The following is a 14,130-nucleotide window of genomic DNA, read 5'->3' as shown; positions in this document are numbered from 1 at the left end:
CCTCCGGGCAAGTATAATATTGTATCGGCATTATCGTTCTATGTAATTCGGTATAATAGTGGTTGTTTTTGGCGCGCCAGTTTTCCATCGCGGAAATCTGGCGTTTTCTGTTGCCATTTTTTCGGAGACGATCCGGTTGTTTGCCGGTGCCGTTCCCCGCCTCCATTCGATTCACCCGTTAATCACCCGTGAATCGAAATGGAGGTACATAATGAAGAAAATTAACCTTCGGGAACTTTATCCTGATGTTTATACAACAGACTTTTTTGTAGATGTGACAGAGGAAGTAATAGAGACTATTCGGGCAGCTGAACGTGCGGAGGCTGCGTATGAGCGAAAGATGTATCGTTATAAATCACAGTATTCTCTGGATTGCGAGAATGGCATTGAAAATGCGGTGCTGTTGAAGCCGCAAACACCGGAGATGGTTCTGGAGGAAAAACAGTTCCAGGAGCAGGTCTATGCCGCTGTGATGAAACTGCCAGAGAAACAGGCAAAGCGGATTTATGCCCGATACTACCTGGGAATGACGGTAAATGAAATTGCCGAAGTAGAAGGTGTAGACCCAAGCCGTGTTCGCGACAGTATCCGCCGTGGATTAAAGCGGCTTGGAAAATATTTTTGATAAAATTTCATTTGATGCGCCTGTTTTTTGCCTTTTTTGTCAGTGTTAATAAGAAGGACAAGTTTTCCTCCTTCATTCGTACATTGACAATCGAATAGACAGCACAACAGGTACATAACCCATGTACGAGCGAATATGAAGCGCCGCGAAGATGGAGCAGTCAGGGAGGTGATGAAAAGACTGCTTCGGAGCGATCTACGATTTCATAAAACGGATTGTGGCAGATTCGGCGCGATGACTGCATGGGGGCTTAAAGATACTTCCTCACGGCCCGCCAAAGACTTGGGGGGAACCCTGCGGCGCACGAGTAAAACGACGCCGCGGAGTTATGACAACCGCGCCAGCGGAGACCTGTTATGTTCCCATCGTCAGGGTTGCGTGGCAAATGTGACGAGAATTGAGTCATATTGAAATAGGAAGCGACTGCTCTTTTGGGTGGCCGCTTTCTATTCAAAATCAGATACCATGCGCTGGCAGTTTCGGCTGCCAGCGTATTCATGTGATTTTGAAAGCACGATGATAACCTTGACAGATTGGAGGGAATATAGTCTATGGAAAAGCTCATTACACGAAAAGAAGCTGCTGAAATCTTAGGAATCAGCATAGCAACGCTGGATGCCGCCCGTAACAACGGCTTGATCTCTTATGTGCAGTATGTTCAGAATGGCTGTGTGTATTTTACTGCGGCAGGTCTCCAGGAGTATATCGCAAAATGCACGCACAGAGCAAAACCAGTTGAGAGAAGCGCAACTTACCGTAAACCTCGAAGCGGAAGATCGTGAGCCGGTCCGTATCCTTGATGGAATCAGAGAGGTCTGATAAAACAAAGGTACAGCGCTGGAGATTATTCTTAGGAGGTGGAGGAATTGGCAAATAGAAAAATAATACTTCCTCAATATGGCACAGTCATGAAAAGAGGTGTCCTATATTATAGGACCAGAATCAAAGACGCGAATGGTAAGCTCGTAGCTATCTACGCAAAAACACCTGAAGAACTATATAACAAAGAAACGCTTGCGTTGGAACAGATTGAGAATGCTACTTTTCATCGGAAAACGCCCACAGTTGCAGAGTATTGTGAAAAGTGGCTGCTGATGCAGTCGGTTCATGTACGAGCCACTACCTTGACGGATTACACCTCAAAGGTCAGGCGGCATATTATAGCGGAATTGGGAGATAAACGGATGGGAGAGGTTAGTCTGGATGATATTCAACTTGCCCTTGTTCCGGTTTCCAAGAAATCTGCATCGGTTTATAAATCTGTGGTGATCCTTTACAAGTCTATCTTTCGCGCAGCGATGGAAAGCAGGATCATTGACCATAACCCAACGATTTATCTGACAACAAAAGGTGGCGGTGTTCCTCAAGAGGAGCGTCAGGCTTTGACAGATGAACAGGTGGAGCGACTTTTGGATGCTATCCGAGATTTGCCGCCTTATGTCTTTGTCATGATCGGTTTGTATGCGGGTCTGCGCCGGGAAGAAATTCTTGCTCTGCAATGGGATTCAGTATATCTGGATACGGATACTCCATATCTGACGGTAAGGCGGGCATGGCATACAGAACACAACAGACCGGTGATTTCGGATGAATTGAAAACCAAGGCTGCGGAGAGAAATATCCCCCTTCCTGTTTGCTTGGCTGAGTGTTTGAAAGCAGCAAAGGAAACTTCGACTTCGGAGTACGTGGTTTCAAACCGGGATGGCGAACCGCTGTCCTACACGCAGTTTAAGCGACTTTGGCAGTATATTGTTACGAGGACGGTCAAGGAGCGGAGCTATTATCGGTATGAAGATGGAAAAAGAGTAAAGCATACTGTCACACCTGTCTTGGGAGAAAAGGCTGCTCATAACGGAAAAGTGGTTTACAGTCTGGACTTTGAAGTAACACCCCATCAGCTGCGGCATACTTACATTACCAATCTCATTCATGCATCGGTAGATCCCAAAACGGTTCAATACCTGGCAGGCCATGAAAGCAGCAAGATTACCATGGACATTTATGCAAAGGTTAAGTACAACAGACCAGATGAGCTGGTCAGATCAATGAACTGTGCGTTTGCAAGCTGGGATGCAGCACAGTAATAACAAATAGGAAATGAAGAAGGAGCGAGGCAAGGATGTCTCGCTCTTTGTTTTACCTCAGCCGTATCTTTGATTAAATCGGGGCTTTCTGATAAAAAGAGAGTGTAGATACGGAGACTACACATTATCAAGAAAGGACGATCAAAGATGGCAAAAAAGAAAACACAGATCCCGAAGTACGGGACCATTACATTGAAAGGAATCCAGTATTACAGAACCAGGATTACGGATGCAGATGGCAAAGAGTTGAGTTTGTATGCCGCAACTTGTGAAGAATTGTATGAGAAGCAGTTAGAGGCCCGGAAGCAGGTGGAAGAAATTATCTTTCACCGGCAGCACCCGACAGTAGCCGAGTATGGCGAGAAGTGGCTGCTGATGCAGTCGGCAAAGGTGTCTGCGTCTACACTCAGAGGTTATACGAGGGATATGACAAACTATATCATCAAACCTCTGGGAGAGATGTATATGGAAGAAGTGACTGCTGACGATATTCGGCTGGCGCTTGTTCCATTGTCAAAGAAATCGGAAGGCTTATACAATAAGGTCAATATGCTACTCAAGTGCATTTTTTATGCGGCAGAGAGAAACCAAATTCTTGAACACAATCCCTGTGCGGGAATATCCGGTAAAGGCGGAAAACCGACAAAAAAGAAGGAGGCATTGACAGATCAGCAGGTAGCCGTGCTTCTGGATACAGTCAAGGGACTTCCTCCATATTTGTTTATTATGCTCGGTTTGTATTCCGGTCTGCGTCGGGAAGAAATTCTTGCACTGCAATGGGATTGTGTATTTCTGGACGAGGATACACCTTATCTATCGGTGAGGCGGGCATGGCGTACAGAGCATAACAGACCCGTGATTTCTACGGTGCTAAAGACTCCGGCGGCAAAAAGGGATATTCCGATACCGAAGTGTTTGGTGGATTGTCTGAGAGAAACGAAAGAAAATTCCATATCAGATTATGTGATTGCTGACAGCAAAGGGGAGCCGCTGGCTGCTTCGCAGTTTCAAAGAGTGTGGCAGTATGTCGTTGTCCGCTCCACTAAGCCCCGGAACTATTATAAGTATGTGAATGGGCAGAGCATCAAATACACGGTTACCCCAACGCTGGGCATGACCCAGAAAAATCAACCCAAAATCAGATATACGCTGGACTTTGATGTAACCCCGCATCAGCTGCGGCACACTTACATTACCAATCTTCTCTATGCTGGTGTTGATCCAAAGACCGTCCAATACCTTGCCGGACACGAAAACAGCAAAACAACTATGGACATCTATGCAAAAGTGAAGTACAATAAACCAGAGGAGCTGTTTGGGGTAGTAAATGGTGCGTTTCATCAGGCTATTGCTGAATGAAAAAATGCCGTTTTTTATGGTCCGCACACCGGATAACTGAGAGGCAGAAAGCCGGAAAATCCCGGAGTATCAAGGGAAAACAGCTCAAAAACTCGCGCAATACGGTCTTAAAGCAGCTCGTAGAGCACCACAGTTCTCAAAGAGATAATCTTTGTTATACTCGCTTTTTACAGCCTTTGCAATTTGCAAGGGCTGTTTTCTTTTGCCCCACAGTGGTATCCTCACAGCTTAGCTGTTGCGGTAAAAGCTAAAAACAGTCCACCGGACTGTTTTCTTTACGCTTTCACAGTTCTCAAAGAGATAATCTTTGTTATACTCGCTTTTTACAGCCTTTGCAAATTTGCAAGGGCTGTTTTCTTTTGCCCCACAGTGGTATCCTCACAGCTTAGCTGTTGCGGTAAAAGCTAAAAACAGTCCACCGGACTGTTTTCTTTACGCTTTCACAGTTCTCAAAGAGATAATCTTTGTTATACTCGCTTTTTACAGCCTTTGCAATTTGCAAGGGCTGTTTTGTTTTATTAAATACCTTTTAGGTCTTTTTAATGTTAGGGATTAATTATGGATTATCCCATTTGAAATTTATTTTTTAGGTCTTTTATTTTCTTAGAAATAAGTATATAATTTATAATATTATGCATTAAAAATTTCTTTGCTGACAAGGCAAGGAAACATAAAGGAAAGAGATGAAATGCTATGAATTTTTTGGAAGAGAGAATTGTAAAGGACGGAATTGTTAAAGAGGGCAATGTTCTCAAGGTTGACAGCTTTTTGAACCATCAAATGGATATTGATTTGTTCAACCGAATGGGTGCGGAATTTAAGAAAAGATTTGCGGGAAAAAATATAAATAAAATAGTTACCATTGAGGCATCGGGCATAGGTATTGCCTGCGTTGCGGCTATGCATTTTAATGTGCCGGTTGTTTTTGCGAAAAAAGCGAAAAGCATTAATATTGACGGCGATATGTACATAGCAGAGGTTGAGTCTTTCACACACAAATGCAAAAATCAAGTGATTGTTTCTAAGAAATTTTTAAGCGAAAACGACCATGTTCTTATTATTGATGATTTTCTTGCCAACGGTTGTGCTTTGCAAGGTCTTATTTCTATTATAAATCAGGCAGGCGGCACGGTAGAGGGCATTGGAATTGCAATTGAAAAAGGTTTTCAGAACGGCGGCAATATAATTCGCAATCTCGGCTATCAGCTTGAATCCCTCGCAATCGTAGATTCGATGGACGCAGCAACAGGCACTGTTAAATTCAGGGAACAATAAATAAAAATCCAACCCCGACAGGCGATTAAAATACAGCTTGTCGGGGTTAAGTTTTTTCAGCACCAAGTGCCTACAAAATAAATAATAAGAATACATTATATTTGTTGATTTGCAATAAAGAAAATTTTTGTTATAATAGTAGCAACGGAGGCGGTAAAATGTTTCGTAAAATGAGAAGATTTAAACAACAGCTTAGTAACGATGAGGCTTTGGAAATATTAAAAAACTGCAAAAGCGGTGTGCTTGCCGTGAGCGGTGATGACGGCTACCCATATACTGTTCCGTTGAACTTTGTATATAAAGACGGCAAGATTTACTTTCACTGTGCAAAAAACGGACATAAACTTGACGCAATTAAGCAAAACAAGAAAGTTTCTTTCTGTGTTATTGAAAAAGATGAGGTCGATTCGGAAAAATTGACAACTTTGTTTAGGAGTGTTGTAGTTTTTGGTAAGGCCGAAATTATGGAAAATGAAGAGAAAATCAATTCGGCTATGCTCTCTTTCGGCTTAAAATATAACAATGATATTAATGCGGTGAAAAAGGAAATTGAGCGTGAACGGAGCGGACTTTGCTGTGTCGAAATCACGATTGAACATATAACGGGAAAACAGGCGATAGAGTTTTTGCGTAAAAATATGTGACCTTAATCGGAAAGACAGGTATTTAAAATGAAACTGTTAATTAAACAAAGAGTTTTTTCGTGGACGGATACTTACGATGTTTATGATGAGTATGACGAGCCGAAATATTTTGTTAAGGCTGAAATGTTCAGACTTACGCATCAGATTCATATATATGACAGAGATCGCAATGAAATCGGTATGATTAAACAGCGATTTTTTACGCTTATGCCGACTTTTGATATAGAAATAAACGGACAGCCGTTTGGCAGTATTGAGAAAAAATTTACCTTTTTTAAACCGAAGTATAACCTCGACTACAACGGTTGGCGCTGTGAGGGCGATTTTATGTCTTGGAACTACAGCGTTTACGAGGCTTGCAGTATGGTTGCGCAGATTTCAAAAAAGCTGTTCCGTTGGGGAGATACTTATGTTATCGACTTTGCAGACCCGAGAAACGAAATTTTGGTGCTTATGCTCGCAATTGCAATAGACGCCGCAAACTGCACGCAGAATAATAATTAAGTGAGGTATTGTATGAGCGATGGACCGAAGCTCGACAAAAATCTTGACGGCAAGACATTCAGAGAGTTTTATTATTTAAAGGAAGAACTTGTCGATTTTTGTCGTCGATACGGTTTACCGACATCGGGCGGAAAACTTGAAATAACACAGAGAATAGCACATTTTCTTGATACAGGCGAGGTTATCGCCGCAAAGAAAGTGCAGAAAAAGGCACAGATAATCGGCAACATTACAACTGACACGGAAATTGAGCCGAATTTTGTTTGCTCGGAAAAGCACAGAGCGTTTTTTAAGGAACATATCGGCAACGGATTTTCTTTTAATGCTGCATTTCAGAAATGGCTTAAAAGCAATACGGGCAAAACTTATGCCGATGCGATTACTGCGTATTATCGAATACTTGAAGAAAAGAAAAACGGTAAGACAAAAATTGACAAGCAGTTTGAATACAATACATATATAAGGGATTTCTTTGCCGATAATCGGGGCAAGAGCCTTGACGAGGCTATTAAGTGCCGGAAATATAAAAAGCAGTTGCCGGGACATAATCGTTATGAAAAAAGCGATCTTGATGTATTGGAAAAGGAGTAATTATATTTATGGAATTTAATGCTTATTGGGAGTTACTTTTAGAAATAAAAGAAAATTCAGATGTTGAGCAGTATTACGATGAGATGCTACGACCCCTTTTTAAAGATGTAATAAAGCATATAAATAATGTTAAAGTTGTACCTACATATGATACCCGTAATTATAGAAAAGAGAATAATAAGTATGATGTAATAACCGGTTCAAAAGAAAATTTTGTATGGGCTGATTATATATTTGTTCCCGCGAAATATACTCATCTAAATCCTTTAAAGCCGTATGTGAAAGTTGAGTTTAAAAGACCTAATTTTATTATCGATAAAAATACTAAGAAAATACAGTATTGTTCAATTATTGATACTGCAAGAAATTTAGGTTTAAACAAATTTAAGAATGAAATAGAGGGAGAGTTAGAAGAACCCCCGTTGATTCTTACTGATGGAATAGAGTGGTATTTTTTAAAATCAAAAGTAGATTTATTAAAAAATAACAATGATAATAAAATATCACTTTTAAAAAAGGAAAATATTATAAGAAAAGGCAGTAGTATTTTTTACGCAAAAATAATTGAAAATCCTAGTGAGAAATTTACTATGCTAAAAAACAACTTGGCATCATTTATAGAGAAAAACATAAAATAAAAATTATAATATAATACTGTTCCGTAGAAAAAGCAATTTTTGCTTTTTATTGAAGTTTTACCCTTACAGTAGTATAATAAAAATGTTAAGCTAAATTTTACAAGGAGAGGGCAGAGGGCAAAGCTTTCCTTTGCCGATTGTATAATGGAGAATTTGCACCTTGAGCCGTTGGGCAACGGCATTGAAATATATGTTACCAAAAGCTACAGATATTCGACAGACACTATTTTGCTTGCGAATTTTTCAAAGCCCGCAGGCAGTAAAAAATGTGCGGAACTTGGCACAGGATGCGGTACAATTCCGCTCTTGTGGTGCAGGGACAATAAAAACTTAAAAGTAGACGCTGTTGAAATTCAGGAAAATGCCTGTACGCTTGCTCAAAAAAGCGTTGAACACAACGGACTTTGCGATAACATTAACATTATAAACGCTGACTTATGCGACCTTAAAGGCAAGCTGAATTTTGGCTGTTATGATGTTGTTGTGTGCAATCCGCCATATAAAATCGGCGGAGGAGGAATCAAAAATCCGACTTCGGCAAGGCTGATTGCAAGACACGAAAGCGAATGTACGCTTGATGACATTTGCTCGGCGGCATCAAAGCTGCTGCAGTTTGGCGGCAGATTTTATATGTGTCAGCGCCCCGAAAGATTAGGCGATGTTATGGAGTCTATGAGAAAATTTGACATAGAGCCAAAGACCTTGCGACTTGTACAGCAGAGAGTGTCAAAAGCGCCGAAACTGTTTTTGCTTGAGGGCAGACGAGGCGGAAAACGGGGTTTTTTAAATGTATTGCCCACACTTTTTATAGAGGACGAAAGCGGTAATTTTTCAAAAGAAATGCTTGAAATTTACGGAAGCTACAAATCAGATCATTTAGAAAATACAGAGGACAACAAGCTATGAGCGGAATTTTATATGTTACGGGTACACCGATAGGCAACCTTTCCGACCTGTCGCCGAGAGCGGTGGAAACTCTTGAATCGGTAGATTTTATTGCGGCGGAAGACACAAGGGTTACGCTGAAACTTTTAAATCACTTTGGCATAAAAAAGCCGATGGTCAGCTATTTTGAGCACAATAAAAGAGAGCGTGGAGAGATTATCTGCGCAAGAATAGAGCAGGGCGAAAACTGCGCCATCGTTACAGATGCGGGTATGCCGTGTATTTCGGATCCGGGCGAAGATTTGGTAAAGCTCTGCGAAGAGCGTGGCATAAAGACGGTTGTAATTCCCGGCCCGAGTGCGGTTATTTCTGCGCTTGCCGTTTCGGGCCTTAGCACGGGAAGATTTACTTTTGAGGGCTTTTTGAGCGTAAATAAAAAGAGCAGATCAGATCATTTGAAAAGCCTTGCAAACGAGCACAGAACAATGATTTTTTACGAAGCTCCGCATAAATTGCCGCAGACTTTGCGTGATTTGTATGCGAGTTTTGGCGACAGGAAACTTACAATTGTGCGTGAGATTACAAAAATTCACGAGGAAGTTATCCGTACCACAACCAAAAATGCGGCGGAAAATCTAAGCGACGGCAGTGTTAAAGGTGAAATTGTGCTTGTGCTTGAGGGTGCGCCGCAGGTTGACGATACCGAAGAGCTTACACTTGAATATGCGGTTGAAACCGCTAAGAAGTTGATTGAAAACGGTGCAAGGGCAACAGATGCCGCAAAAGAGGCGGCGGCGCTGACAGGCTTTAAGAAGAACGAAATTTACAAGGAGCTGATCTGATGACATACGAACAGGCTATTGAAAAAATACATTCACTGCTGACATTCGGTTCTCGCCCCGGACTTGACCGAATGAGAATTTTTCTCGAAAAACTCGGCAATCCGCAGGATAAACTAAAGTATATTCACATTGCGGGTACCAACGGCAAAGGTTCGGTTTGTGCAATGCTTTCGGCTGTGCTTGTTGAGGCAGGTTACAAAACAGGTCTTTTTATCTCTCCGTATATAACGGATTTTCGAGAGAGAATACAGATTAATAACCGTATGATTTCAAAGGAAATGCTCACCGAGGCGGTGGAGAAAACATTTCCGATTATTGAGGAATTGCGTAATGACGGCGTTATTATTACAGAGTTTGAGTATGTAAACGCTTTGCAGTTTTATATTCACGCAAACGAGAAATGCGACATTGTTGTGCTTGAAACAGGTATGGGCGGACTTCTTGACTGTACAAATACAATTTTGCCGCCGCTTTGCTCGGTAATAACAACTATCGGACTTGACCATACGGCAATTCTCGGCAACACTATCGAAGAGATTGCGTGGCAAAAGTGCGGTATTATAAAAAACGGCTCGATTGCCGTTACTTCCAAGCAGGAAGAAAACGCAATGAGCGTGATTGAATGTACTTGTAAAAGCAGAAATGTTGAACTTTTCAAAAGTGAAAGTGCAAAAATAAAAGTGATTTCAGAAAGCCTTGAAAGCACTGTTTTTGAATATGACGGTACAGAGCTTGAACTGCATTTGATTGGCGAACATCAGTTGGAAAATGCAAAAACCGCATTGACCGCATTAAAAGCACTTTGCGACAGCGGTAAAATCATTGTAAGCAAAAATGCATTAAAGGCAGGTATGGCAAAGGCGGTAAACCCCGCAAGACTTGAACTTATGGGCAAAAATCCTGTAGTTTTGCTTGACGGAGCACATAATCCGAACGGAATTGAGGCGCTTAGCAAGGCGGTCAAAAAGTATCTGCCAAATCAAAAGCGGCTTTGCCTTATGGGTATGCTTGCCGATAAGGACAGTGCAAGCTCAATCAATCTGCTTGAAGGACTTTTTGAAGAAGTGTTTACGGTAACGGTCAACAATCCGAGAACTTTATCGGCAGAAGAACTTGCCGAAAAATGCAAACAGCATTTTCCGAAAGTTGAGGCATTCGATAATAACAAAAAGGCTCTCGAAACGGCGCTTGATAAGGCAAAAAATGAAAATATGCCGCTCGTTATCTGCGGTTCGCTTTACCTTGCAGGCGAGCTAAGACCGTATTTATCGGAGAACGGTTAAAAAAACGCCCGACTTCGGCTTTCGCTGAAATCGGGCGTTTTTTAGTTTTATACAAATTTATTAAGCTCTGCGTTGTAGGTATAATCTATGGCGGAGAGCTTTTTTACGATTTCATCTTTACTGATGTTTGCGTCTTCGCAAAGAGCATCAAGCAACGGATAGAAATCTCTTAACTTTGTGTTAATAAAACTTAATAAAATCATTGGGTCTGACGGTAAATTTAATTCTGACATAATGTCCTCCTGTTAATCGTTTTTATTTTTAAAGAATGAGCATATCCAATAGTAAAGCGGAATGGTGAGAAAAACTACCCAGCCGACTGTCCATCCGCCGAATATGTTAAAGTATCCCATAAGAATGTATGCCATTGCCGCAAGCACGGGAAAGGCAAAGTGGTCTGCCTTGCGTTTGTAAATTGCATCAACAAGCGAATAGTAAAGCGGTATTGTCAGCAAAACTATCCAGCTAAGCGCCCAGCCAAAGCATAAACCGCTGAATCCCCACCAAAGGAATACAACAAGCGCTATAGCGAAAAAGGGAAACGAATTCCAAAATTTTTTATGCTTTCCTCCTGTAAATATTTCGTCGGTCATATCGGCATCGTGCATTATATGACCGTCTTTATCGGTATAAACTCTCTGTTTTCCGTTTTCGTTTACAAACACTCCGTCCTTGCCTATATCAACCTTAGTGCCGTCTTTGTCTTGTACATGTATTCCGTCTGCAAAGCTGATGTGTACCTTGTCGCCGTTTTTCGCATCAACATGGATTCCGTTTTTAAAAGATACTTTATCCGCTTTTATATACTCTGTGCCCTCATCGCCTGTGGGGATTTGTGTGTTGTCTGCGCTTTCCTCCGATACGGTTTCCTGCTCGGCTTCGGATTTTGAGGAATTGTTCGCTTCTCCTTTTAAAAGTTCGTCAAGCGATACTCCGTAAATTTCGGCAAGCAATATTAGGTTATCAGTGTCGGGAGATGCCTCTGCCCGTTCCCATTTTGACACCGCCTGTCTGCTTACTCCTATTTTATTTGCAAGTTCTTCCTGACTTAAGTTGTGTTTCTTCCTGTATTGTAAAAGTCTGTTTGCTGTTTCTATGTCCATATTTCCTCCTTTGAGAGTTTATGACGATCGTTTTGCCTCTCACTTTATCCAAATTATACACCGCAACCACTGTTTTTTGCAATACATTTTAGTTTTCATTTCCGCAACCTACGGTTGCATAGAGAGTTTTGTGTGCAATATTGCGTTAATAATGTATATAGTTGCTAATATGTCAATATTGTTAGCTTGACATAATTAATAATATTGATAAACGATGATTGCTCGTTTTATTGGCGCTCACCGCCACAAAGGGAAGACTTAGCAATCGGAAAAAAGACTATACAAACAACAAATGACAGCTATCAATAAATAATAGCTGTCATTTTTATTTTAAATCAACCTATATAAGTAAGGTCTTCGGTGTTGAGTTCGCTTGTACGCATTGCAGGTTTGCAAAGCGGAATTTGTTTGCCTTTCTTAATAAAGAGAGGTACTTCGTTAAGTGCAACTTCAATGAAGTGTACGCCCTTTTCCATAGGCTTGGTTTCTACATTTTCACCGCTTAGTTTAACAAAAGTCATATCTTCAGGGAGATATACATATCTGCCGCTTACATTCTGCTCATAAACAGGGCAAATCATACATTCGTTACCGAGCATAACCTGAGTTTCACACTCTCTTGCCATTTTATCGTTGGGATAATCAAAAGCAAGCGGGCGGAAAATCATATCGTTGTTTTCGCTTGCTTTTTTAAATGTATCGTAAATATAAGGGATAAGTCTGTAGCGGACGGTTACAACATCTCTGAAATCTTCGGAGTTTTCAAAGTTGTAACATTCCTGGTTTACTGTGCCGAGTGCCGAATGGTTACGCATAAGCGGAGTAAATACTCCGAGAGCAAGGAAACGCAGAACAAGGTCACGGGTTGCGTTTTCGTTAAATCCGCCGAGGTCGGCGCCGCAGTAGAGGAAACCGCACATATTTGCGGACGGGAGCATCTTAAGATTTAAGAGAATGTGTGACCACCATGAATGGTTGTCGCCAAACCAGATACCGCTTGAACGGTGTGCACCGATGTAAGAGGCTCTTGAGAACATAAGAATTTTGCCGTCGCCGAATTTCTTTGCAAAGTGTTCTCCTGCGGCTCTTGTCATATTTGCGCCGTAAATGTTATGAACTCTGTCATGGCAAACAGGCTTGCCGTCAATCATATGATAGATGCTTGAGTAATCCTCGGGGCTGTTGGAAAGTCCGAGGAAAGTATCTTTGAGGTTAAAGAATTTTGAAAGGTCGAGGTTTTCGCCCTCAAGTGATTTTGCTTTATTAAGCGCTTTTTCAAGTCCTTTTGTTGAATAGAAAATAGCCGGCTCGTTCATATCGTTCCAAAAACCGTCAATGCCTGCGTCTGTAAGTCTGTCGTATTTTGCGCCGAACCAGTCACGAACTTCTTTCTGCATAAAGTCAGGGAAACCTACAATACCCGGCCATACGCCGCCTTCAAAAATCTCGCCGTCCTCGGTTTTGCAGAAGTAATCGTTTTCAACGCCTTCTTCGTAAACATCGTAGCCTGCTTCTTTTTTTACACCTGCATCAATGATAGGGATAAGGTGAATACCTTGCTCTTTCTTTTCTTTTACATATTCTGCAAAATTCGGGAATTTGTCTTCGTCAACTGTGAAGTCCTTGTAGTCTTTCATATAGTCAATGTCAAGATATACGCAGTCGAGCGGAATCTTTGCATCATTATAACCTTTGATTACGCCGTCAACGGCAGCTTTGTCGGGATAACTCCAACGGCTCTGCTGATAACCGAATGCCCAGAACGGCGGAATGTAACTCTGACCGATTGCACTGCGGAACTCTTTTACAATGTCAATCGGCTTATTGCTCTCGTTTTCGATAATGTAGATGTCAAAATCTGTACCGTCAACAGTGATTTCTGTGCGGCTTGGTTTTGTGTAACCGATGTCCCAACGGATTTTTGCGGGGAAATCAATAAAAATACCGAAAGTCTTGCTGCCGTTTAACATAAGAAAGTTGTGTGCGGCGTAGAGTGAACTTTTTGTTTCTGTGTGGAATGGGTCATCGCTGCAAAAACTTTCGTAAATCCAGCCACGCTTGTTAATTCCTCTCGGCGCTTCGCCAAGACCGAAAACTATGTCGCTGTCCTGCATATCAAAGCTAAAAATGAATTTGCCGTCAACGATTTTGTAATCAACCGGGAATTTATTTATGTCGATTCCGGCAAAATCTTTTACAACAGCGTCTGTACGGATAGGGGTGCCGCTTGTGTACTTTGTAATCATTTAATATCGCTCCTTTGTAATGAAATTATTACCTCGGTATGACCGTCTGTG

The 14,130-nt window shown here is 41.5% G+C and carries 15 protein-coding genes; 12 read left to right on the top strand and 3 right to left on the bottom strand.

The annotated features are described in order from the left end of the window. Positions 1 to 211: 211 nt before the first annotated feature. The 12 genes from AAAY30_RS03690 to AAAY30_RS03635 all read left to right on the top strand — a co-directional run bounded on the left by AAAY30_RS03690 (position 212) and on the right by AAAY30_RS03635 (position 10,730). Positions 212 to 625, top strand: a complete 414-nt coding sequence (locus AAAY30_RS03690; protein WP_014078571.1) for a sigma-70 family RNA polymerase sigma factor — start codon at positions 212 to 214, stop codon at positions 623 to 625. A 551-nt stretch (positions 626 to 1,176) separates the two neighbouring features. Beyond that, the gene (locus tag AAAY30_RS03685) at positions 1,177 to 1,407 is read left to right on the top strand and encodes a helix-turn-helix domain-containing protein (protein ID WP_009321998.1); all 231 of its coding nucleotides are present in this window, start codon (positions 1,177 to 1,179) and stop codon (positions 1,405 to 1,407) included. 84 nt (positions 1,408 to 1,491) lie between these two features. After that, complete coding sequence (locus AAAY30_RS03680) at positions 1,492 to 2,709, top strand: tyrosine-type recombinase/integrase (protein WP_044926716.1); 1,218 nt, start codon at positions 1,492 to 1,494, stop codon at positions 2,707 to 2,709. A gap of 147 nt (positions 2,710 to 2,856) precedes the next feature. Continuing rightward, the gene (locus AAAY30_RS03675; RefSeq protein WP_003526283.1) at positions 2,857 to 4,068 is read left to right on the top strand and encodes a tyrosine-type recombinase/integrase; all 1,212 of its coding nucleotides are present in this window, start codon (positions 2,857 to 2,859) and stop codon (positions 4,066 to 4,068) included. Positions 4,069 to 4,761: 693 nt separating this feature from the next. Beyond that, positions 4,762 to 5,343: a xanthine phosphoribosyltransferase gene (locus tag AAAY30_RS03670; protein ID WP_186936139.1), complete on the top strand. Its 582-nt coding sequence runs from the start codon at positions 4,762 to 4,764 to the stop codon at positions 5,341 to 5,343. A 158-nt stretch (positions 5,344 to 5,501) separates the two neighbouring features. After that, entirely contained in the window at positions 5,502 to 5,987 is a 486-nt protein-coding gene (locus AAAY30_RS03665) for a pyridoxamine 5'-phosphate oxidase family protein (protein ID WP_249375779.1), read from the top strand. A gap of 27 nt (positions 5,988 to 6,014) precedes the next feature. Further along, positions 6,015 to 6,491, top strand: coding sequence for an LURP-one-related/scramblase family protein (locus AAAY30_RS03660; protein ID WP_499215823.1), 477 nt, complete (start codon positions 6,015 to 6,017; stop codon positions 6,489 to 6,491). 12 nt (positions 6,492 to 6,503) lie between these two features. Next, on the top strand, positions 6,504 to 7,082 hold the full coding sequence (locus AAAY30_RS03655) for a DUF6434 domain-containing protein (protein WP_499215824.1): 579 nt from the start codon (positions 6,504 to 6,506) through the stop codon (positions 7,080 to 7,082). A gap of 8 nt (positions 7,083 to 7,090) precedes the next feature. Further along, positions 7,091 to 7,720, top strand: coding sequence for a hypothetical protein (locus AAAY30_RS03650; protein WP_499215825.1), 630 nt, complete (start codon positions 7,091 to 7,093; stop codon positions 7,718 to 7,720). A 144-nt stretch (positions 7,721 to 7,864) separates the two neighbouring features. Beyond that, entirely contained in the window at positions 7,865 to 8,626 is a 762-nt protein-coding gene (locus tag AAAY30_RS03645; protein ID WP_195410421.1) for a tRNA1(Val) (adenine(37)-N6)-methyltransferase, read from the top strand. Next, positions 8,623 to 9,447 (top strand): 16S rRNA (cytidine(1402)-2'-O)-methyltransferase, encoded by an 825-nt coding sequence (gene rsmI / locus AAAY30_RS03640; RefSeq protein WP_252558776.1) that lies wholly within the window; start codon positions 8,623 to 8,625, stop codon positions 9,445 to 9,447. Before AAAY30_RS03645 ends, rsmI begins: the two co-directional genes overlap by 4 nt. After that, positions 9,447 to 10,730, top strand: a complete 1,284-nt coding sequence (locus tag AAAY30_RS03635) for a bifunctional folylpolyglutamate synthase/dihydrofolate synthase (protein WP_186936124.1) — start codon at positions 9,447 to 9,449, stop codon at positions 10,728 to 10,730. Before rsmI ends, AAAY30_RS03635 begins: the two co-directional genes overlap by 1 nt. Positions 10,731 to 10,777: 47 nt before the next feature. On the opposite strand, the gene AAAY30_RS03630 is transcribed toward AAAY30_RS03635, so the two are convergent. The 3 genes from AAAY30_RS03630 to AAAY30_RS03620 all read right to left on the bottom strand — a co-directional run bounded on the left by AAAY30_RS03630 (position 10,778) and on the right by AAAY30_RS03620 (position 14,079). Then, a complete protein-coding gene (locus tag AAAY30_RS03630; RefSeq protein WP_499215826.1) occupies positions 10,778 to 10,963 on the bottom strand; it encodes a DUF4250 domain-containing protein in 186 nt (61 codons plus the stop codon). Between the two features lie 12 nt (positions 10,964 to 10,975). Further along, positions 10,976 to 11,833, bottom strand: coding sequence for a helix-turn-helix domain-containing protein (locus AAAY30_RS03625; RefSeq protein WP_499215827.1), 858 nt, complete (start codon positions 11,831 to 11,833; stop codon positions 10,976 to 10,978). A gap of 335 nt (positions 11,834 to 12,168) precedes the next feature. After that, on the bottom strand, positions 12,169 to 14,079 hold the full coding sequence (locus AAAY30_RS03620; protein WP_499215828.1) for a glycoside hydrolase family 31 protein: 1,911 nt from the start codon (positions 14,077 to 14,079) through the stop codon (positions 12,169 to 12,171). Between the last annotated feature and the right edge of the window lie 51 nt (positions 14,080 to 14,130).

It is taken from the genome of Ruminococcoides bili, from assembly GCF_040093295.1.
GTDB lineage: Bacteria > Bacillota > Clostridia > Oscillospirales > Acutalibacteraceae > Ruminococcoides > Ruminococcoides intestinale_A.
This window is presented reverse-complemented; position numbering and strand designations above follow the sequence as displayed.